This is a genomic window from Microbispora siamensis (genome assembly GCF_016863095.1).
Taxonomy (GTDB): domain Bacteria; phylum Actinomycetota; class Actinomycetes; order Streptosporangiales; family Streptosporangiaceae; genus Microbispora; species Microbispora siamensis.
This window is the reverse complement of sequence record NZ_BOOF01000035.1, coordinates 14121-34068: the sequence shown is the minus strand read 5'-3', so window position 1 is coordinate 34068 and position 19948 is coordinate 14121. Positions and strand designations below refer to the sequence as shown.

Below are 19948 nucleotides of genomic sequence, written 5' to 3'. Positions count from 1 at the left end.
TTCAGGGCGGCATCACACGCGTCCGGCCTCGATGGCGACGGTCTCGATGTCGGCCGGGGAACCGGTCATGATCGTGCGTACGTGCTCGGTGACCAGTTCGACCGGCCAGTCCCACCAGGCCGCGCGCAACAGCCTTTCGACGTCGGCGTCCTCGTAGCGGCGGCGGATGGTGCGCGCCGGGTTGCCACCGACGATCGTGTAGGGCGGCACGTCGGCGGTGACCACGGCCCCCGTGGCGATGATCGCCCCGTCGCCGATCGTCACACCCGGCATGACGGTGACGCCCCGGCCGAACCACACGTCGTTGCCGACCACGGTGTCGCCCCGGCTGGGCATGGCCGTGACGATGTCGAGAGTGCGCTCGGCCCACACGCCTCCGAACATCGTGAAGGGAAAAGTGGAGACGCCCAAGGTGGGGTGCTCGGCGCCGGCCATCAGGAAACGGGTGCCGGTGGCGATCGCGCAGTACTTGCCGATCACCAGGCGCTCTGGGCCGTACGCGTACAGCACGTTGCGCTGCTCGAACTCGCGGGCGGTCTCCGGGTCGTCGTAATAGGTGAACTCCCCGACCTCGATGCGCGGGTCGGTCACCAGGGGCTTGAGGAACACCACCCGTTCGTGCTCAGGCATCGGGTGCAGCACGGACGGGTCGGGGATGGCGGATGTCATGCGGCGTGTCCTTCGACGACGGTGAGCGATCAGACGAGGGTGGAGATGCAGAACGGGTGGCCCGCGGGGTCCAGCAGGACCCGCCACCGGTCCGGGTCCGGCTGGAATTCGGGCTTGACGGCCCCCAGGGCCAGCAGCCGGGCCTGTGCGGCGTCCAGGTCGTCGACGCCCAGTTCGATGTGGGCCTGCTTCTCCTGTGCGGGATCCGGCCAGGTGGGACGGCGGTAGTCGGCCAGCCGGTTGAACCCCAGCCCGGCCGCGCCCTCCTGGCCCAGCAGGACGAAGTCGTCGGTGGAGAAGACCACGGGCAGGCCGAGGGCCTCGCCGTAGAAGCGGGCCAGTTCGGCGGGGTCCGGGCAGTCGAAGGTGACGGCGGAGTAGCGGAACGCGGGGGCGGAGGTGCTGTCCATGAAGGAGACGCTACGACGCGACCAGGACAGATCCGGTCCTGGTCGTATGGAACACTTCAAAAAGTGCTCAGTGCCTCCGCCCGCCTGCTGCGACTGGTTTCCCTACTGGTCGACCGGCCCTCGTGGACCTGCGCCGAGCTCGCCCAGCGGACCGCGGTCACCGAGCGCACCGTGCGGCGGGACATCGCCAAGCTCCGGGAACTCGGCTATGCCGTCGAATCCGATCCCGGGCCATGGGGTGGTTACCACCTGCGGGCCGGATCCCGGGTGCCGCCGCTGATCCTCGACGACGAGGAGGCGCTCGCCGTGGCCGTCGGGCTGCGCGAGGCGGCGCTGAGCGGCGCCCTCGGCGGAGATCAGGCCGCGCTGTCGGCGCTCCTGAAGCTGCGGCAGGTTCTGCCGCGGCGGATCGCGGACCGCCTGGGTGAGATGGACGCCGCCTTCGTGCACACCCCCAGGCCCGAGGAGCCGCAGATCACGTCCGGGATGCTGCTGGAACTGGCCGCCGCCTGCCGCCGCGGTGAGCGCGCCCGCCTGTCCTACCGCGACTGGCAGGGAAGAACCACGGTCCGGGACGTCGATCCGTACCGCCTCGTCCACACCGGACGCCGGTGGTACTTCGTCGCCCGGGACGTGGCGCAGGGACAATGGCGGACCTTCCGGGCCGACAGGGTCGACCGGCTGCAGCCGGCCGGGCTCCCGGTGGAACTCGTCGACCCGCCCGACCCGGCGCTGCTCGTCTCCCGCTCCGTCGCGACCGGCCCCTACGCGCTGTACGCGACGATCCGTCTTCCGGTGCCCATGGGCCGGGCACTGCGACTGATCCCGTCGACGGTCGGCGCCCATCGCCCCGACGGTCCCGACGCCACGATCGTCGAGGTCGGCGGTCCCGACGCGGACGGGCTCGCCAGGTATCTCATCGGCCTGGCGACACCTCTGCGCGTCCTTTCACCGGAGCCCGTACGGCAGGCCCTGCTGCGCCTCACCCGGGAGCTCTACGAGGACAACGAATGAGGCCCGGACGCGCGAAAGGCCCGGCTGGATGGACCGGGCCTTTCGCGTTCTTGCTGCTCAACCAAGCGCGGAGGATAGGAGATTCGAACTCCTGAGGGGTTGCCCCCAACACGCTTTCCAAGCGTGCGCCCTAGGCCAACTAGGCGAATCCTCCGTCGGACAGCTTAGCCCACTTTCCGGCGTGGTTTCGACTGTTGTCTCGACGGCCCGCGCACACCCGTCGAGTGGCTAGACTGTCCAGCGGACCCCTCGCGCGGCGTCATCCTGTGAACCTCCCCAGGGCCGGAAGGCAGCAAGGATAAGCGGGCTCTGGCGGGTGTGCGAGGGGTCTCTCAGTTAGCGGGTACTCCGGCCGGGTCGGCCCTCCGAGGAGGCGGCATGAGTCTTGCGCTGTACCGCAAGTACAGGCCCGGGACATTCGCCGAGGTCAAGGGGCAGGAGCACGTCACCGACCCACTGCGCCAGGCGTTGCGCAGCGGCCGGATCCACCACGCCTACCTCTTCAGCGGCCCGCGCGGCTGCGGCAAGACCTCCAGCGCCCGCATCCTCGCCCGGTCGCTCAACTGTGAGAAGGGCCCGACGCCCGACCCCTGCGGGGAGTGCGAGTCCTGCGTCGCGCTGGCCCCCACCGGGCCGGGCCACCTCGACGTCATCGAGATCGACGCGGCGTCGCACGGCGGCGTGGACGACGCCCGTGACCTGCGCGAACGGGCCTTCTTCGCCCCCGTGTCGGCGCGCTACAAGATCTACATCATCGACGAGGCCCACATGGTCACCCGTGAGGGCTTCAACGCGCTGCTGAAGCTGGTGGAGGAGCCGCCGCCGCACCTCAAGTTCGTCTTCGCCACCACGGAGCCGGAGAAGGTCATCGGGACGATCAAGTCCCGCACCCACCACTACCCCTTCCGGCTGATGCCGCCCGCGACCCTGCGGCGGCTCATGGAGGAGATCCTCGACTCCGAGTCGGTGCCGTACGAGCCGGCCGCGTTACCGCTGGTCGTACGGGCGGGCGCGGGGTCGGCCCGGGACACGCTGTCGATCCTCGACCAGCTTCTCGCGGGCGCCGACGAGTCCGGCATCACCTACCAGCGGGCGGTGTCCCTGCTCGGCTACACCGACGGCGACCTCCTGGACGAGGTGGTCGACGCGTTCGCCAAGCGGGACGGCGCGGCCGTGTTCCAGGCCGTGCACCGGGTGATCGAGGGCGGCCACGACCCGCGCCGCTTCGCGACGGACCTGCTCGAACGCTTCCGCGACCTGGTGATCCTGTCCAACGTCCCCGAGGCGGCGGGCAGTGGCCTGCTCGACCGGCCGGCCGACGAACTGGAGCGTCTCCAGGCGCAGGCGGCGTCGATGGGCCCCGCCGAGCTGACCCGGGCGGCCGAGGTGTTCAACGCCGGGCTGACCGAGATGCGCGGCGCGACCTCCCCCCGCCTGCTGCTGGAACTGATGTGCGCCCGCGTGCTGCTGCCCGGGGCCGATCAGGGCGAGGCCGCGCTGCTGACCCGGCTCGAACGGCTGGAGCGCGGCGTCGCGGCCGGGACTCATGCCGCCCCGCCACAGGCTCACACGGTTCCGCAGTCCGCGCCGCCGCCTGCGCCCGCCGCTGCGGCTCCGGCCCCGGCTCCGGCCCCGGCCCCGGCGCCGCAGGTTCAGGCCGCCCCGGCGGCCGAGCGGAGCGCCGACGACTGGCCCACGCCCGTACGGCCCGGCTCCGGGGCGGCGCCGCCGCCTCCGCAGGCACAGCAGGCCCAGGCGCCCGCCGCGGGCGGGGGACCGGTGCAGCAGGCCTGGCCGCAGGTGCTCGAAGCCATCAAGAACCGCCAGCGGGTGGCCTGGATGATCCTCAACGCCCAGGGCAGGCTGCTCGGCGTCGAGGGCAACGTCGTGACCGTCGGCTTCGAGAAGCCGGGCGACGTGCAGGGCTTCCTCAAGGGCAAGCGCGACGAGGTGGTGGCCGCCGCGCTCGGCGACGTGCTCGGCGGCACCTGGCGCGTCGACGTCGTCGTCGGCGGCTCGGGTCCCGGTCCGGCCGGTCCCGCCACCCGCGGTCCGTCGGGCCCGCAGACACCCACGCCGCCGCCCACGCCCACGGCTCCGCCGGCCGCGCCCGCCGCGTCGGCTCCCCCGGTCACGCCGCCCGCGGGGGCCACGCCCGCCCCGGCCCCGGCCGCTCCCAAGGCCGCCCCGGCTCCGGAGCGGAAGGCCGCCGCGCCCGCGGTGTCCCCCACCGTGCCGTCCGGAGGGACGACCGACGAGTCGTGGCCCGACGCGCCGTCGGACGACTACGACGCGCCGTCCCCGGCCCCGCGATCCACGCCGAGCCCCGGCCTTGCCGCCGCGCGCTCCGCGGCCAGGGCCGCCGCCCAGACCGGTCCCCGGCAGGCCTGGCCGGAGACGGTGCCCGGCCGTACGGGCGGGGCCGCCCGTCCGGACGACGACGTCGACCCGCTCAACGACGACGACGCGGACGTCAGCGAGCTGTCCGGCATGGCCCTGATCCAGCGCGAGCTGGGCGGCCGCGTCATCGAGGAAATCGATCATTCCTGAGCGCCTTCCCCGCCCGAGGGACGGCCGCCGCATGGACGGAGACTGGTGGGGTAACCGGTGTCCGTCCGCCCACGACCCGGCGCGGAACACGCACGCCGCGCCGGTGCGGAAACCGGGGCGGACGCCGTAGGCTCGTCGCGACGAACATGTCGCTGGACGCTGAGGAGCGCAACCATCGTGAATCCAGGGGATGTCAACCTCCAGCAGTTGCTGGAGCAGGCTCAGCTGATGCAGCAGCAGCTCGTCACCGCGCAGCAGGAGCTCAGCGACGCCGAGGTCGAGGGCAGTGCCGGGGGCGGCCTGGTCGTCGCCACCGTGAACGGCAGCGGCGAGCTTCTCGAGCTCGAGATCAGCCCGCTGGCCATCGACGCGAGCGACCCGGAGGAGACCGCGCAGACGATCGCGGACCTCGTGCTCGCCGCCGTGCGGGACGCCGTACGCGCCGCAGGGGAGCTGCAGCAGGAGAAGCTGGGCCCGCTCGCGCAGGGACTTGGGGGCGGCCTCGGCGGCCAGCTGCCGGGGTTCTAGAGCATGTACGAAGGGGTCGTCCAGAACCTGATCGACGAGCTCGGGCTGCTGCCCGGCGTCGGTCCCAAGAGCGCGCAGCGGATCGCGTTCCACCTCCTCGCGGCCGATCCGGCCGACGTCAAGCGGCTCGCGCACGCGCTGCTCGAAGTGAAGGAGAAGGTGCGCTTCTGCCGCGTGTGCGGAAACGTGGCCGAAGAGGACCAGTGCCGGATCTGCCGGGACCAGCGGCGCGATCCGCACGTGATCTGCGTGGTCGAGGAGTCGAAGGACGTGGTGGCGATCGAGCGGACCCGTGAGTTCCGCGGTCGCTACCACGTGCTCGGCGGGGCGATCAGCCCGATCGACGGCGTCGGCCCGGACGACCTGAAGATCCGCGAGCTGATGACCCGGCTGGCCGACGGCCAGGTGACCGAGCTCATCCTCGCGACCGACCCGAACCTCGAGGGCGAGGCGACGGCCACCTACCTGGCCAGGCTCGTCAAGCCCCTGGGATTGAAAGTGACCCGACTGGCCAGCGGTCTGCCTGTGGGCGGTGATCTCGAGTACGCCGACGAGGTCACTTTGGGCCGCGCTTTCGAAGGACGGAGGCTGCTGGATGTCTGACGAGTGGAACGACCTGGCCGCACGCGTCGCAGGACACGCGCAGAACTTCATCGACGGCCTCACCCGCCTGGCCGGCGGTGAGGGCGGCGATGCCACGCTGCCGCTGCTCCTGGTGGAGGTGGCCCAGGTCAGCCTCGCGGGCACCCAGCTCGGGGCCGCCCAGGACGTGATCCTGCAGGGCAACGTCGAACCCGCGCTGAGCGAGGACCCCGACATCGACCCCCTCCGTACGGCTCTCGCCGCCCGCCTCGGCCCGGTGGACGACTACGCCGAGGTGTTCGACCCCTACAAGGACACCGTGGTCACCCCGTACCGGTTGTCGGACGACCTCACGGCGGTGGCGGCCGACCTCATCCACGGGCTGCGGCACTACCAGGCGGGCCGTCCGCTCGAGGCGCTGTGGTGGTGGCAGTACTCCTACTTCAACACCTGGGGCAACCACGCGGGCGCGGCGCTGCGGGCCCTGCAGGCGCTGGTCGCGCACACCAGACTGGACGTCGTCGAAGAGGGCACGACGGTCTGATCGGGCGGCGGGGCGTCCACATGCTGGTCGCGTCCGGTCTCGCTTTGGGGCGTCCAAGTACACTGTGAGCTCCACGTCCTGATTCGTTGGAGATTCCAGTGGCGCTCGTTGTGCAAAAGTACGGTGGTTCCTCCGTAGCCGACGCGTCCTGCATCAAGCGGGTCGCCCAGCGGATCGTCGCGACGAAAAAAGCGGGCAACGACGTCGTCGTGGTGGTCTCCGCGATGGGCGACACCACCGACGAGCTGCTCGACCTGGCCCAGCAGGTGTCGCCGCTGCCGCCCGGCCGCGAGCTCGACATGCTGCTGACCTCCGGTGAGCGGATCTCGATGGCGCTGCTCGCGATGGCGATCGCCAACCTCGGTCACGAGGCGCGCAGCTTCACCGGCTCGCAGGCCGGTGTCATCACCGACTCGACGCACGGCAAGGCGCGCATCATCGACGTGACGCCCGGCCGCATCCAGGAGGCCGTCGCCTCCGGCCAGATCGCGATCGTGGCCGGATTCCAGGGCGTCTCCCAGGACAGCAAGGACATCACGACGCTGGGCCGGGGTGGTTCCGACACCACGGCCGTCGCTCTCGCGGCGGCGCTCGGCGCGGACGTCTGCGAGATCTACACCGACGTGGACGGCATCTACACCGCCGATCCCCGCATCGTCCGTACGGCGCGGCAGATCCCGCGGATCTCCTACGAGGAGGCCATGGAGATGGCGGCCTGCGGCGCCAAGATCCTGCATCTGCGCTGCGTGGAGTACGCCCGCAGGTTCGACCTGCCCATCCACGTCAGAAGCTCGTTCAGCACGAGGGAAGGCACCTGGGTCGTCTCCGACCCCTACAGCGAAGGAACCGAAGTGGAGCAGCCCATCATCTCCGGGGTCGCGCACGACCGGAGCGAGGCCAAGATCACTGTGGTCGGGGTGCCCGACAAGGTCGGCGAGGCCGCCGCCATCTTCCGCACGCTGGCGGACGCGGAGATCAACATCGACATGATCGTGCAGAACGTGTCGGCCGCGGCGACCGGGCGCACCGACATCTCCTTCACGCTCCCGGCCAACGACAGCCAGACGGCCCTCACGGCGCTGAAGAAGATCCAGAACCAGGTCGCCTTCGAGTCGCTGCTGTACGACGACCAGATCGGCAAGGTCTCCCTGGTCGGCGCGGGCATGCGCTCGCACCCGGGTGTCACCGCCAAGTTCTTCGGCGCGCTGGCCGACGCCGGGGTGAACATCGAGATGATCTCGACCTCGGAGATCCGCATCTCCGTCGTCGTGGGGCAGAACGAGGTGGACACCGCGGTCGCCGCCGCCCACCGCGCGTTCGACCTCGACGCCGACCAGGTCGAGGCCGTTGTGTACGGAGGTACCGGACGATGAGCCGCAAGCCCACCCTCGCCGTCGTCGGCGCGACCGGTGCCGTCGGCACCGTCATGCTCGAGATCCTGACCAACCGCCGCGACCTGTCCGACGCGTACGGCGAGATCCGGCTGATCGCGTCGCCGCGCTCGGCGGGCAAGGTGCTGAGCGTGCGCGGCGAGGACGTCGTCGTCCAGGCGCTGTCGCCGGAGGCGTTCGACGGCGTCGACATCGCCATGTTCGACGTGCCGGACGAGGTGTCCGCCGAGTGGGCGCCGATCGCCGCCTCGCGCGGCGCGGTGGCCGTGGACAACTCGGGCGCCTTCCGGATGGACCCGGACGTGCCGCTCGTGGTGCCCGAGTGCAACCCCGAGCAGGCCCGCAACCGGCCCAAGGGGATCATCTCGAACCCCAACTGCACGACGCTGTCGATGATGGCCGCCATGGGCGCCCTGCACCGGGAGTGGGGCCTGCGCGAGCTGGTCGTCGCCTCCTACCAGGCGGTGTCCGGCGCCGGGGTGGCCGGCCCCGAGCGGCTGTACGCCGAGATCGAGGCCGTCGCCGGTGACCGGACGATGGGCACCGTGGCGGGCGACGTGCGCAAGGCCGTGCCCGACCTGGCCGACTCGCCGTTCCCCGCTCCGCTGGCGCTCAACGTGGTGCCGCTGGCGGGCTCGCTCAAGGACGGCGGCTGGACGTCCGAGGAGCTGAAGGTCCGCAACGAGTCGCGCAAGATCCTCGGCATCCCCGACCTGAAGGTCTCGGCGACCTGCGTCCGCGTCCCGGTGGTGACCACCCACTCGCTGGCCGTCCACGCGACGTTCGAGCGGGAGGTCACGGTCGAGGGCGCCCGGGCGATCCTGGACGCCGCGCCGACCGTCGTGGTGCTCGACGACCCCGCGAACGGCGTGTTCCCCACGCCGGCGGACGTGGTGGGCACCGACCCGACCTACGTCGGCCGGATCCGCCAGGCGCTCGACTTCCCGAACACGCTCGACCTGTTCCTGTGCGGCGACAACCTGCGCAAGGGCGCCGCGCTCAACACCGCCGAGATCGCCGCGCTGGTCGCGACCGAGTTCGCGTAAAGGGTCACCTGAACAGCACGTCCCAGTGGGTGGGCTCGTCCGCCCACACGGCGAACCACTCGTCGGGCCCGGCCTGCGGATCCCGGTCCGGGTCCGGGTCCGACGACGGTGGGCGATACAAGGCGGCGCCGTCCCCACGCGTGCGCCAGTAGCGGTAGGTCCGGGTGACGTACGCGTCGAGGCACCGGTTGTGCGCGAGGTCCACCTTGTAGCCGTTGCCGTGGCTGTAGCGGCCGTCCGCGTGTCCGGCCTCGGTGCCGCCGGTGACCGTCACCGGGCAGCCGCTGTCGCGCCGCAGGTCGATGGTGCGCATCAGCGTGCCATAGCGGATGGCCTCCAGCGACGTGCAGTACGGCCGGCGGCGGTCGCCGCAGTCTCCGGTCGACTTCCAGCGCACCCCGGCGTCCAGCAGCAGGCTCGCCGCCCGCGCGTGGCCGATCCGCTCGTCGGCCGCCGTGGTGTCCCAGGTCTTCACCGTGGCGATGAACGTGCCGGCCAGCAGCGGCGGGAGGGAGACCGCACCGCTCGCCTCCCCGCTCGCCCCGACGGCGGGAGCGGCCGTGGGAGCCGGGGACGGCGGTGGGACGGGATCCCTGCCGTGCTGCATGGGCAGGGAGATCAGGACGGCGGTGCCGATGCCGGCCAGCCCCCGCCTTGACGGACGGACGTCCACGTGCCTCGTTTCCTCTGTCGACGACGGGGGCTGAGGTCTTCAATGCCACACGCGGAGGCCGGTCCGCCCGCTGCCACGAGGCGGTTTGCCGCGACCCGTGGATCATCTTGTCGGTTCATGACCGGATGAGGGCCCGAGCCGTACAGTGACGAGCGTGGCCGAGAGTACACGGGAGCTGATCGTCGAGACGGCCCTCCGGTTGTTCAGGGATCGGGGGTACGAGGCGACCACGATGCGTGCCATCGCCGCCGAGGCGGGCGTGTCGGTGGGCAACGCCTACTACTACTTCAGGTCCAAGGAGCAGCTGGTCCAGGCGTACTACGACCGCGCGCAGGCGACGCACGAGGCGGCGTGCCGTGAGGTGTTCGCCGCCGAGCGGTCCTTCGCCGGACGGCTCGGGGGTGTGCTGCGGGAATGGGTGCGGATCTCCGAGCCCTACCACGAGTTCGCGGTGAAGTTCTTCAAGCACGCGGCGGAGCCCAGCAACCCCCTGAGCCCGTTCAGCGCCGAGTCGGCGCCCGCCCGCGAGTCGGCCATCGCGCTCTACCGGGAGGTGGTCGAGGGATCGGCCGGGCGCATGGACGACGAACTGCGCGAGGAGCTTCCCGAGCTGCTGTGGCTGCTGTGGATGGGGGTCGTGTTGTTCTGGGTCCACGACAACTCGCCCGGCTGCGCGCGCACCTACCGGCTGATCGACCGGGTCGTCCCGCTCGTCGACCGGCTGGTCGGCCTGTCGCATCTGCCCGGCATCAAGGGCGTGGCCAGGGAGGTCATCGAGGTGGTCCACGAACTCCGGGCGTGACCGCGACTCCATACCGTCCGGTTGGTATGGTCGGGGTCGAGACCTTGGAAGGGGTGGCCGTGGACCGCTGGGGCATGACGATTCCGTTCTTCGGGCAGACGCCGGTCGAGTCGAGGGAGCTCGTCACCGAGCTGCCCGCGCTGGGCTACACCGACGCGTGGTCGGCCGAGGTGGGCGGCACGGACGGGTTCGTCCCGCTGGCCCTGGCGGCCGAGTGGGCGCCGTCCCTGCGCCTGGGCACCGCGATCGTCCCCGTGTACACCCGCGGCCCGGCCCTGCTGGCCATGTCCGCGGCCACGCTGGCGGACCTCGCCCCGGGCAGGTTCGTGCTGGGCATCGGCGCGTCGTCCCCGGTGATCGTGGGCAACTGGAACGCCGGCGAGTTCGACAAGCCGTACGCGCGGGTCCGCGACACCCTGCGTTTCCTGCGGCCGGCGCTGGCCGGGGAGAAGGTGACCGAGAGCTACGAGACCTTCGCCGTGAAGGGCTTCCGGCTGGAGAAGGCCCCCGCGACGCCGCCGAAGATCGTGCTCGCCGCGCTGCGGCCCGGGATGCTCCGCCTGGCCGCCCGCGAGGCCGACGGCGCCATCACCAACTGGCTGTCGCCCGGGGACGTACGGAAGGTGCGGGGCGAGCTGGGGCCGGAGACCGAGCTGATCGCGCGGCTTTTCGTCGTCGTGACCGAGGACGCGGCGAAGGCGCGCGAGATCGGCCGCCGGCTGCTTGCCGCCTACCTCACCGTGCCGGTGTACGCGGCGTTCCACGAGTGGCTGGGCCGGGGAGAGCTGCTGCGGCCCATGCAGGAGGCGTGGGCGGCCGGGGACCGGAAGGCCGCGCTGAAGGCGATCCCCGACGAGGTCGTGGACGACCTCGTCGTGCACGGGGACGCGGCGACCTGCCGGGCCCGGGTGCGGGAGTACGTGGCCGCCGGGCTGGACACGCCCGTGCTGGCCCCGCTGCCGGGTGGAGACCTGCCGCTCGCCGACACCGTACGGGCGCTCGCGCCGGGCGCCTGACGCCGTTCCGCTGACCGGGACACCGCTCCCGCAAGCCCGCCCGGGTCGCCCCACCATGGCCCATGGACGAGTTTGTGTCGCTGGACGCGATCGGACAGGCCGAGGCGGTGCGCACCGGCGCGGTGTCCCCGAGGGAGGCGGTCGAGGCCGCGATCGCCCGGATCGAGGCCGTGGACGGCCGGTGCAACGCGGTGGTCCACCGGCGGTTCGAGCAGGCGCTGGCCGAGGCCGGCGACATCCCGGCCGACGCCCCCTTCCGGGGCGTGCCGATCCTGCTCAAGGACATCGGCTGGCGGTCGGCCGGCGACCCGTACGGCGCCGGATCGAAGATCTACGACGGCGTGCGGATCGAGGAGGACTCCCACAGCGTCGCGGCGCTGCGCCGGGCCGGGTTCGTCGTCCTCGGCCGCACCAACGTGCCCGAGCTGGCGACGACGATCACGACAGAGCCCGCCGCGTTCGGGCCGACCCGCAACCCGTACGACCCGGCCTTCTCGGCGGGCGGGTCGAGCGGCGGCTCGGCGGCGGCCGTGGCGGCCGGCATGGTGGCGGTGGCGACCGCGAGCGACGGCGGCGGATCGATCCGCATCCCGGCGAGCCTGTGCGGGCTGGTCGGGCTCAAGCCAACGAGAGGGCGCACCAGCCTCGGCCCGTACGCGGCCGAGTCGTGGGGCGGCCTGTCGGTGGAGGGCGTGGTGACCCGGACCGTGCGTGACACGGCGGCGCTGCTGGACGTGATCTCCGGGGCGGCGCCTGGCGACCCCTACGCCGCGCCCGCGCTGCCCGGCCCGCTCGCCGGAGAGGTGGGCGCGGACCCCGGCAGGCTGCGGATCGGCTTCGTCGCCGTCCATCCGCGCGGCGACCTGCCGCAGGACCCGGACGTGGCCGCGGCGGTGACGCGGGCCGCAGGTCTGCTGGAGTCGCTCGGCCACGACGTGACGCCCGGCCACCCCGATGCGCTGGCCGACGCCGAGTTCCCCCGGCACTACGGCACGCTGGTGGCCGCGAACGTCGCGGCCGAACTGGAGGCCCTCGCGGCCGAGCGCGGCAGACCGGTCGAGCCGGACGAGCTGGAGCCGCGCAACCGGCTCATGATCGAGGGCGGCCGGGCCATGGCCGCGACGGACTATCTCGGCGCGTTGCGCGCGATGAACGCGCACCGCAGGCGGATGGCGACCTGGTGGACGGGCGGGTTCGACCTGCTGCTGACGCCGACGGTTCCGGTGGCGCCCTATCCCCTCGGGTGGATCAGCGACGACGACCTGTGGCCGAGCCTGGAGCGAGCGGGTGCCGGCGCCGCCTACACCTCGCCCTTCAACTCCACCGGCCAGCCCGCGATCTCGCTGCCGCTCCACCGTACGGCCGCCGGGCTGCCGGTGGGGGTCCAGCTCGTCGCCGCGGCCGGCCGGGAGGACCTGCTGATCCGGGTGGCGTCGCAGATCGAGGCGGCACAGCCGTTCGAGCACCCCATGGCGGGAGGCTGAGGAACCGGCCGGGCGCCGCCGTACGTTAACCAGAGGGCAAAGCGGGCAGAGGTCTCCCCCTGGAGGTGTCCTCATGGTGAAGGCAGGACGTGCGGCGGCCACCTGGCGCGCCTACCGCGAGGTCTCCAAGCCCGGCTCGCCGGGACTCGGGGCCCGGCTGCGGGCCGTGCCGCGGATGCTCCGCGCCGCGGTGAAGGGCGACTACCCCGGCCTGACCAAGGGCAAGATCGCGATGCTCGGCATGGCCGTGGCGTACATCGTGTCGCCCATCGACGTGGTCCCCGACTTCCTCCTCGGTATCGGCGTGGTCGACGACTTCGGCGTGTTCCTGTGGCTGGCGACCGCGCTGCTGGGCGAGAGCGGCCAGTTCGTCGAGTGGGAGAGGAACCCGCGGGCGACCGTCAAGTGATCAACAGGCGACTGATCAATTGGCGCAAATCCTACCTAATCTGTAGGGTAATGCTCAAACATCGCCAACGGTGCTGATCTTAGCGAACGACCGAAACGAGCATTACCGCCATGTCTTTACGCGCCTCCGCAGCCACGATCGAAGCCGCCCGCGCCGGGTGGGAGGCGTGGCGGGCGGAGCGGCTGGCCTCCGTACGGGCCCCGCGGGGCAACCTGGCTCTGGTCGAGACCCTGTGGTCGGCCCCGGGTGAGGAGGTGTCCCCGGAGGACGCCCTCGCCGGCCGGCCGCCGAGCGTCACGGCCACGCGGATCGAGCGGACCCACATCACGACCGGCGAGCCCGAGCACGGCATCCGGTTGTGGGACGCGGACGCGCCCGCCATCCGCCACTTCGAGACCATCGACGTCTTCCCGTTCGCCCCCGAGTGGGTGATCGAGGCCGTCTTCACGCCGGTGTCCGACGCGCGGCTGCTGCCCTTCGAGCACGCCCGCGACGCCGGCGGCACCCGTGAGCACGTCGTTCCCGGCGACATCACCTTCACGCTCGACGGCACGCCGTACAACCTGGCCGCCTTCGACGACGAGGGGACGCTGCTCCTGGTCGTGGGCGACCGCACCAACGGCTCGGCGACGTACGGCGGCGGGCGGTTCCTGACGGTGGAGCCCGAGCCCGGCGGACGCGTCGTCCTCGACTTCAACCGCGCCTTCGCGCCGCCGTGCGCCTTCTCGCCCTTCTACAACTGTCCGCTGCCGCCCCCGCGGAACCGGCTGGACGTGCCCGTCGAGGCGGGAGAGAAGCTCCCCGTCTTCCGCGACGGCTTCCGGCCGTACTGATCACCCCGCCGACCAGGAGAAACAGTTGAACAGCAAGACGACGTCGCTGATCGGCGCCGCACTCGTGCTCGCGCTCGCCCTCACCGGGTGCGGGTCGGGCTCCTCCGGCTCGGCCGGGTCCTCCGCCTCCACGGGCGGCGCCGGGGCGACGGCGGCGTACGACCCGGACGCGACGATCGAGATCGGGTCGCTCTACGAGCCGCAGAACCTCGACAACACGGCCGGGGGCGGACAGGGCGTGACGGAGGCGTTCAACGGCAACGTCTACGAGAGCCTGTTCAGGCTCACCGACGACGGCAAGGTCGAGAGCCTGCTGGCGAAGGACCACACGGTGAGCAAGGACGGGCTCACGTACACCTTCACGCTGAGGAGCGGCGTGAAGTTCCACTCGGGCAAGCCGCTCACCTCGGCCGACGTCAAGTACAGCATCGAGAAGGTCACCGGTCCCGACTCCCAGTCGGCCCGCAAGAGCAGCCTCAGCGTGATCAAGAGCATCGACACGCCGGACGACTCCACGGTCACGGTGAAACTCTCCAGCAAGTCGATCTCGCTCGTCTACAACCTCAGCTACGTGTGGATCGTCAACTCCCAGGCCAAGAGCCTGACGACCACGGAGGACGGCACCGGCCCCTACACGCTGGGGACCTGGAAGCGCGGCTCCTCGCTCACCCTCGAGCGCTTCCCCGGCTACTGGGGCACCCCGGCGACCAACAAGCAGGTCGTGTTCCACTACTTCACCGACGCGACCGCGCTGAACAACGCCCTGCTCACCAAGGCGGTCGACGTCGTGACCAGCGAGCAGAGCCCCGACGCGCTGGCGAACTTCGAGAACAACGGGGACTACAAGGTCAACAACGGCCAGTCGACGACCAAGCTGCTGCTGGCGTTCAACGACCGCAAGGCGCCGTTCGACAAGGTGCTCGTCCGCAAGGCGATCACGTCCTCGATCGACAACAAGAAGCTGCTCAGCTCGATCTGGGGCAAGTACGGCACGCTGATCGGCTCGATGGTGCCGCCCACCGACCCCTGGTACGAGGACCTCACCACGGTCAACCCGTACGACCCCAACCTGGCGAAGAAGGAGCTCGCCGAGGCGGGCTACGGGAGCGGCTTCTCCTTCACGCTCGACACGCCGAACTACGACCCCCACCCGACCGTCGCGACGTTCGTGAAGTCGGAACTGGCGAAGGTCGGGATCACCGTGAACATCAACGTCATCACGGCCGACGAGTGGTACACCAAGGTCTACAAGAACCGCGACTTCGCGGCGACGCTGCAGGAGCACGTCAACGACCGCGACGTGGTCTGGTACGGCAACCCCGACTTCTACTGGGGCTACGACAACCCGCAGGTCACGAAGTGGGTCGAGCAGGCCGAGCAGTCCGACACGGCCGACGGGCAGACTGAGCTGCTCAAGAAGGTCAACCAGCAGATCGCCGCCGACGCGGCCAGCGACTGGCTCTACCTCTACCCGCAGATCGTCGTGGCGTCCTCGTCGCTGTCGGGCTACCCCGTGAACGGCCTGAACTCGCAGTTCTACGCGTACGGCATCAAGAAGAGCGGCGGCCGGGGCTGACGCCCGCGTCCGCGACGTCCTCATGACCGTTTATCTGCTGCGCCGGACGGCGTTCCTCGTCGTCTCGCTGTTCCTGGCCGCCGTGGTGCTGTTCCTGCTGCTGCGCCTGCTTCCGGGCGACCCCGCCAACGCGCTGCTGTCGGTCGGGGCGAGCCCGGAGCAGGTCGCGGCCGCCCGTCACCAGATCGGGACGGATCGGCCGCTGCCCGTGCAGTTCGTCTCGTGGCTCGGCGAGATGTCCAGGCTGGACCTCGGCACCTCGTTCGTCAGCACGCTTCCTGTGGGCCCCGAGATCGCCGCCCGCCTCGTCGTGACGGTTCCGCTGACCCTGCTCGCCTTCCTGCTGGCCGTCGTGATCGCCGTACCGGTCGGTTTCGTCGCGGCCTACCGGGCGGGCACCTGGTATGGCTCGGTGCTCAGCGCGCTGTCGCAACTTGGCATCGCGGTGCCCGTCTTCTGGGTGGGCATGCTGCTGATCACGGTGTTCTCGCTCCACCTCGGCGTGCTGCCGGCCGGAGGGTTCCCCCAGGACGACTGGGCGAACCCGGGCGACGCGCTCACCTCGCTGACTCTGCCGGTCGTCACGATCGCCCTCGTCATGTCGGCCTCCCTGATCCGCTACGTCCGGTCGGCCACCCTCGACGTGCTGGGCAGCGACTACCTGCGTACGGCGCGGGCGCTCGGCTCGTCGTTCATCGGGGCGATGTGGCGGCACGGCCTGCGCAACGCGGTGGTCCCGGTCGTCTCGATCCTGGGCATCGAGCTCGCCACCACCTTCCTCGGCGCGGTCGTGGTGGAGAGCGTGTTCGCGCTGCCGGGGCTCGGCGGCATGCTCGTGAAGGGCTTCGCGCAGCACGACTATCCGGTCATCCAGGGGATCCTGGTGGTGAGCACGTTCGCCGTGCTGCTCATCGGGTTCGCGGCCGACCTCGTCCAGCGGCTCATCGATCCGCGGCTGCGCCGCTCGCTCGGCGGGAACCTCTCCGGGGACGGCGCATGACCACGCGCCGCCGCGTTCCCCGGTCGGCGACGCTGATCGCCGGCTGCGTCCTCGCCGGTCTCGTCCTCGCCGTGGCGGTCCTGTCGTTCTTCTGGCTGCCCTATGCGCCGGACGACACCTCGGGCGACCGGCTGATGCCCCCGGGCCTGCCTCACCTGCTCGGGACCGACAAGCTCGGCAGGGACCTGCTCACCCAGCTCATGATCGGCGCGAGGGTCGCCCTGGAGGCGGGAGCGGGGTCGGTGCTGATCGGCGGACTCGTGGGCCTGGCGGGCGGTCTCGCCGCCGGCTTCGCCACCCGGTGGCTCGACGACACGATCTCGGCCCTCCTGGACATCCTCATCGCCTTCCCGACCGTGCTCCTGGCCATGCTCGTGACCGCCGCGCGAGAGGCGTCGCTCGGCTCGGCGGTCATCGCGATCGGGCTGGCGATGTCGGCGATCGTGGCCCGGCTCACCCGGGTGCTGGTCAAGCGCGTCCTGGCCCAGGACTTCATCACGGCCTCGCGCACCTCGGGGACGTCATGGCCCCGGATCATCCTCGAACACGTGCTGCCGAACATCTGGCCGACGCTGTCGGTCAACCTGGCGCTGCAGTTCGGGCTGGCCGTCCTGGCGGAGGCGAGCCTGTCCTATCTCGGCCTGGGCGCGCCGCCCCCGAACGCCTCCTGGGGGCGGATGCTCCAGGAGGCCCAGGCGAGCGTGTTCATCGCCCCGGCGGGGGTGATCGCCCCCGGCGTCCTGCTCGTCGTCCTCGTCGTCGGCGTCAACCTGATCGCCGACGGCGTACGCGACGTGGCCGACCCGACCCGGAGGAGGACGAGGTGACAGGGGATCGGGCGACCCTTCTCGCCGTGGCGGGGCTGCACGTGCGGAGCCCCGAGGGCCGCGACCTCGTCTCGGACGTGTCGTTCACGCTCGACGCGGGCGAGCGGCTGGGCCTGATCGGGGAGTCGGGGTCGGGCAAGTCCATGACCGCCCTGGCGATCACGGGTCTCACGCCTCCCGGGATGGCCGTCTCGGGCAGTGTCGTGTTCGACGCGCCCGGGCTCGGCCGCACCGAGGTCGTGGGGGCGGGGGAGCGGCGGCTCACCTCGCTGCGCGGCCGGGCGACGAGCACGGTCTTCCAGGAGCCGCTCACCGCCCTCGATCCGCTCATGCGCGTGGGCCGTCAGGTGGCCGAGCCGCTCCGGCGCAGGAGGGGCCTGCGCGGACGGGCCCTGGACGCGGCGGTGACGGCCGCGCTCGAGGAGGTGCGGCTGCCCGATCCCGAGCGGATCGCCCGGGCGTACCCCCACGAGATCTCCGGCGGCCAGCGTCAGCGGGTGGCGATCGCCATGGCCCTCGCCTGCGACCCCGCCCTGCTCATCGCGGACGAGCCCACGACCGCCCTGGACGTCACCGTGCAGGCCGACGTCCTCGCGCTGCTCGACGGCCTGGTGCGGGAACGGGGGATGGCGCTGCTGTTCATCAGCCACGACCTGGCGGTCGTCTCGCGCATCGCCGAGCGCGTCATCGTCCTGAAGAACGGCGCGGCGGTGGAGTCCGGGAGCGTCGACGATGTCGTCAACGCGCCGCGCCACCCGTACACGAGGCAGCTGGTGGGCAGCGCGCGGCGGCTCGACAGCGCCCTCGACGACGTGCTCGACGACTGGAGGGCGCCATGACCCGGCCCATCCTGGAGGTGCGGGACGCCGGCTTCGCCTACGGCCGCTCGGCCCCCGTGCTCACGGACGTCTCGGTCGCCGTCACCCCCGGACGCAGCCTCGCGCTGGTGGGAGAGTCGGGCGCGGGCAAGACCACGCTGCTGCGCCTGCTGCTCGGGCTGGCCAGGCCGACGAGCGGACAGGTCCTCTACGAGGGGAGGGATCTCGCGCCGCGCGACCGGGCCCTGATGCGGGAGTTCCGGCGCGGCGTGCAGACGGTGTTCCAGGACCCGTACTCGTCCCTCGACCCCCGGCAGCGGGTGGGCAGGATCGTGTCGGAACCCCTCCGTTCGCTGGGCCTCAGGGAGAACATGGCCGCCCGCGTCGCGGCGGCCCTGGACGCGGTCGGACTGCCCGAGGACGCCGCGAGCCGCTATCCGCAGGAGTTCTCGGGAGGGCAGCGGCAGCGCATCGCCATCGCGCGGGCGATCGTGTGCGAGCCCCGCGTGCTGCTCGCCGACGAGCCGGTCAGCGCGCTCGACGTCTCCACCCGCGTACGCATCGTCGACCTGCTGCACGAGCTTCGGGAGACTCGAGCGCTCACGGTCGTGATGGTGTCGCACGACCTGGCCGTGGTGGCCGCCCTCTGCCAGGAGGTGGCCGTGCTTGAGCGGGGCCGGATCGTCGAGCGGGGAGACACCGCCCAGGTGCTCGGCGCTCCCCGCCATCCCTACACGCGACGGCTGATCGACAGCGTCCCCCGGCTGCCCCCGCCCGCCGCCACCAGCAACACAGATCTCAAGGCACCCGGTCACTGACGACGAGCAGCATCCCTGTGCAGCATGGCGGCGAACCCGTCGAGATGGCGGGCCAGGCTGTACTCGAACAGTCCGTCCACGTCCGTCACCGTCTCCTCCGCGATGGCGGCCAGCAGCGGGAACCGCCCGGTGCCGAGGAGCGCGTCGGCTCGCTCCTGCTGGGCCAGCCACCACCGGTCGAGCGTCACGCCAGTCTCCTGCTCGGCTTCGGCCTCCTGCGCCATGGACAGCGCGGCGGAGACGACCAGCGCGTGCAGGGCGAGCGCCTCGCGGATCCGGGTCGTCATGGGCAGCCCGAGTCCGTCGAGGGCGCGCAGTGTCCACTCTGTGTGCTCCATCATGTTGGGCGCCAGCAGCGGGCGGGTGAACGAGACCGCCCTGGGCAGCCAGAGGTGCCTGCGGCACAGCTCCCACTGCCGGCGGGAGATCAGTTCGAGCTTGGCCCGCCAGCCGTCCGGCCCTGGGGCGGGCAGTTCCGCCTCGCCGAACACCTCGTCGGCCATCTGCATGACCAGCTCGTCCTTGCCCGCCACATGCCGGTACAGCGACATCGGGCCGACGCCCATCTCGGCCGCGATCCGGCGCATGGAGACGGCGTCGAGCCCCTCTCTGTCGGCGATCGCGATGGCGGTGCGGAGAGTGTGCTTGCGGTTCAGCGCCTGCTTGGGGATGCCCGCGCCCGCCTGCCGCTGCCGCGCGGCCGGTTGCCCGCGGCCGAGGGTGACGACCGCGCCGGCGCCGACCTTCGTTTCCACCAGCCCTTCGTCGCGAAGGGCCGCCATCACCTTCGTCGCGGTCGCGACCGCCACGCCCCAACGCCCGGCGATCTGGCGGATGGAGGGCATGCGTTCGCCGGGACGCAGCTCGCCGGTCAGGATCCGGGTGCGGATCTCGGTGACTATCTGCTGATAGGGCGGGATCGCGGACGGCACGAGACTAGAGTGTACTAGTTCACTTT

21 protein-coding genes, 1 tRNA gene and 1 other RNA gene are annotated in these 19948 nt (G+C 71.6%); 18 read left to right on the top strand and 5 right to left on the bottom strand.

Annotation, left to right across the window (positions count from 1 at the left end):
• Positions 1-12: 12 nt before the first annotated feature.
• A complete protein-coding gene (locus Msi02_RS28320) occupies positions 13-669 on the bottom strand; it encodes a CatB-related O-acetyltransferase (protein WP_204051087.1) in 657 nt (218 codons plus the stop codon).
• Positions 670-698: 29 nt separating this feature from the next.
• A complete protein-coding gene (locus Msi02_RS28315; RefSeq protein ID WP_204051086.1) occupies positions 699-1079 on the bottom strand; it encodes a VOC family protein in 381 nt (126 codons plus the stop codon).
• Positions 1080-1142: 63 nt separating this feature from the next.
• Between Msi02_RS28315 and Msi02_RS28310 the strand changes: the two genes are divergently transcribed.
• Positions 1143-2093 (top strand): helix-turn-helix transcriptional regulator, encoded by a 951-nt coding sequence (locus Msi02_RS28310; protein WP_204051085.1) that lies wholly within the window; start codon positions 1143-1145, stop codon positions 2091-2093.
• Positions 2094-2161: 68 nt separating this feature from the next.
• Here Msi02_RS28310 and Msi02_RS28305 read toward each other — a convergent pair.
• Positions 2162-2247, bottom strand: a tRNA-Ser gene (locus Msi02_RS28305).
• Between the two features lie 86 nt (positions 2248-2333).
• Here Msi02_RS28305 and ffs point away from each other — a divergent pair.
• The 7 genes from ffs (at position 2334) to Msi02_RS28270 (ending at position 8734) form a co-directional block, all read left to right on the top strand.
• Positions 2334-2429: signal recognition particle sRNA small type (gene ffs / locus Msi02_RS28300), an RNA gene on the top strand.
• A 42-nt stretch (positions 2430-2471) separates the two neighbouring features.
• On the top strand, positions 2472-4643 hold the full coding sequence (locus Msi02_RS28295) for a DNA polymerase III subunit gamma and tau (RefSeq protein WP_204051084.1): 2172 nt from the start codon (positions 2472-2474) through the stop codon (positions 4641-4643).
• A gap of 177 nt (positions 4644-4820) precedes the next feature.
• Positions 4821-5171, top strand: a complete 351-nt coding sequence (locus tag Msi02_RS28290; protein WP_079320096.1) for a YbaB/EbfC family nucleoid-associated protein — start codon at positions 4821-4823, stop codon at positions 5169-5171.
• A gap of 3 nt (positions 5172-5174) precedes the next feature.
• Positions 5175-5774: a recombination mediator RecR gene (gene recR, locus Msi02_RS28285; RefSeq protein ID WP_076439806.1), complete on the top strand. Its 600-nt coding sequence runs from the start codon at positions 5175-5177 to the stop codon at positions 5772-5774.
• Complete coding sequence (locus Msi02_RS28280) at positions 5767-6297, top strand: DUF5063 domain-containing protein (RefSeq protein WP_079320095.1); 531 nt, start codon at positions 5767-5769, stop codon at positions 6295-6297. The genes recR and Msi02_RS28280 overlap by 8 nt, the downstream gene beginning before the upstream one ends.
• Positions 6298-6395: 98 nt before the next feature.
• Complete coding sequence (locus Msi02_RS28275; RefSeq protein WP_204051083.1) at positions 6396-7670, top strand: aspartate kinase; 1275 nt, start codon at positions 6396-6398, stop codon at positions 7668-7670.
• On the top strand, positions 7667-8734 hold the full coding sequence (locus Msi02_RS28270) for an aspartate-semialdehyde dehydrogenase (protein WP_079320094.1): 1068 nt from the start codon (positions 7667-7669) through the stop codon (positions 8732-8734). Before Msi02_RS28275 ends, Msi02_RS28270 begins: the two co-directional genes overlap by 4 nt.
• Positions 8735-8738: 4 nt before the next feature.
• Here the strand turns inward: Msi02_RS28270 and Msi02_RS28265 are convergent, their stop codons facing one another.
• Complete coding sequence (locus Msi02_RS28265; RefSeq protein ID WP_204051082.1) at positions 8739-9407, bottom strand: hypothetical protein; 669 nt, start codon at positions 9405-9407, stop codon at positions 8739-8741.
• 154 nt (positions 9408-9561) lie between these two features.
• Here Msi02_RS28265 and Msi02_RS28260 point away from each other — a divergent pair, with 154 nt between their 5' ends.
• From Msi02_RS28260 to Msi02_RS28215, 10 genes are all read left to right on the top strand, one after another.
• Positions 9562-10209, top strand: coding sequence for a TetR/AcrR family transcriptional regulator (locus Msi02_RS28260; RefSeq protein ID WP_239108775.1), 648 nt, complete (start codon positions 9562-9564; stop codon positions 10207-10209).
• A gap of 26 nt (positions 10210-10235) precedes the next feature.
• Positions 10236-11225 carry an LLM class F420-dependent oxidoreductase gene (locus Msi02_RS28255; protein WP_204051081.1) on the top strand — a complete coding sequence of 330 codons (990 nt, stop codon included), beginning with the start codon at positions 10236-10238 and terminating at the stop codon, positions 11223-11225.
• Positions 11226-11287: 62 nt separating this feature from the next.
• On the top strand, positions 11288-12709 hold the full coding sequence (locus tag Msi02_RS28250) for an amidase (protein WP_204051080.1): 1422 nt from the start codon (positions 11288-11290) through the stop codon (positions 12707-12709).
• A gap of 73 nt (positions 12710-12782) precedes the next feature.
• Positions 12783-13118, top strand: coding sequence for a YkvA family protein (locus tag Msi02_RS28245; RefSeq protein ID WP_079320091.1), 336 nt, complete (start codon positions 12783-12785; stop codon positions 13116-13118).
• A gap of 110 nt (positions 13119-13228) precedes the next feature.
• Positions 13229-13951, top strand: a complete 723-nt coding sequence (locus Msi02_RS28240) for a DUF1684 domain-containing protein (RefSeq protein ID WP_204051079.1) — start codon at positions 13229-13231, stop codon at positions 13949-13951.
• A 25-nt stretch (positions 13952-13976) separates the two neighbouring features.
• Positions 13977-15527 carry an ABC transporter substrate-binding protein gene (locus Msi02_RS28235; protein WP_204051078.1) on the top strand — a complete coding sequence of 517 codons (1551 nt, stop codon included), beginning with the start codon at positions 13977-13979 and terminating at the stop codon, positions 15525-15527.
• 22 nt (positions 15528-15549) lie between these two features.
• On the top strand, positions 15550-16527 hold the full coding sequence (locus tag Msi02_RS28230) for an ABC transporter permease (RefSeq protein ID WP_079320088.1): 978 nt from the start codon (positions 15550-15552) through the stop codon (positions 16525-16527).
• On the top strand, positions 16524-17354 hold the full coding sequence (locus tag Msi02_RS28225; protein ID WP_204051077.1) for an ABC transporter permease: 831 nt from the start codon (positions 16524-16526) through the stop codon (positions 17352-17354). Before Msi02_RS28230 ends, Msi02_RS28225 begins: the two co-directional genes overlap by 4 nt.
• Positions 17351-18193, top strand: a complete 843-nt coding sequence (locus Msi02_RS28220; RefSeq protein WP_239108774.1) for an ABC transporter ATP-binding protein — start codon at positions 17351-17353, stop codon at positions 18191-18193. The genes Msi02_RS28225 and Msi02_RS28220 overlap by 4 nt, the downstream gene beginning before the upstream one ends.
• Positions 18190-18990, top strand: a complete 801-nt coding sequence (locus Msi02_RS28215) for an ABC transporter ATP-binding protein (RefSeq protein ID WP_204051076.1) — start codon at positions 18190-18192, stop codon at positions 18988-18990. Before Msi02_RS28220 ends, Msi02_RS28215 begins: the two co-directional genes overlap by 4 nt.
• On the opposite strand, the gene Msi02_RS28210 is transcribed toward Msi02_RS28215, so the two are convergent.
• Complete coding sequence (locus Msi02_RS28210; RefSeq protein WP_204051075.1) at positions 18984-19922, bottom strand: TetR/AcrR family transcriptional regulator C-terminal domain-containing protein; 939 nt, start codon at positions 19920-19922, stop codon at positions 18984-18986. The two genes, Msi02_RS28215 and Msi02_RS28210, sit on opposite strands and share 7 nt — an antisense overlap.
• Positions 19923-19948: the final 26 nt, after the last annotated feature.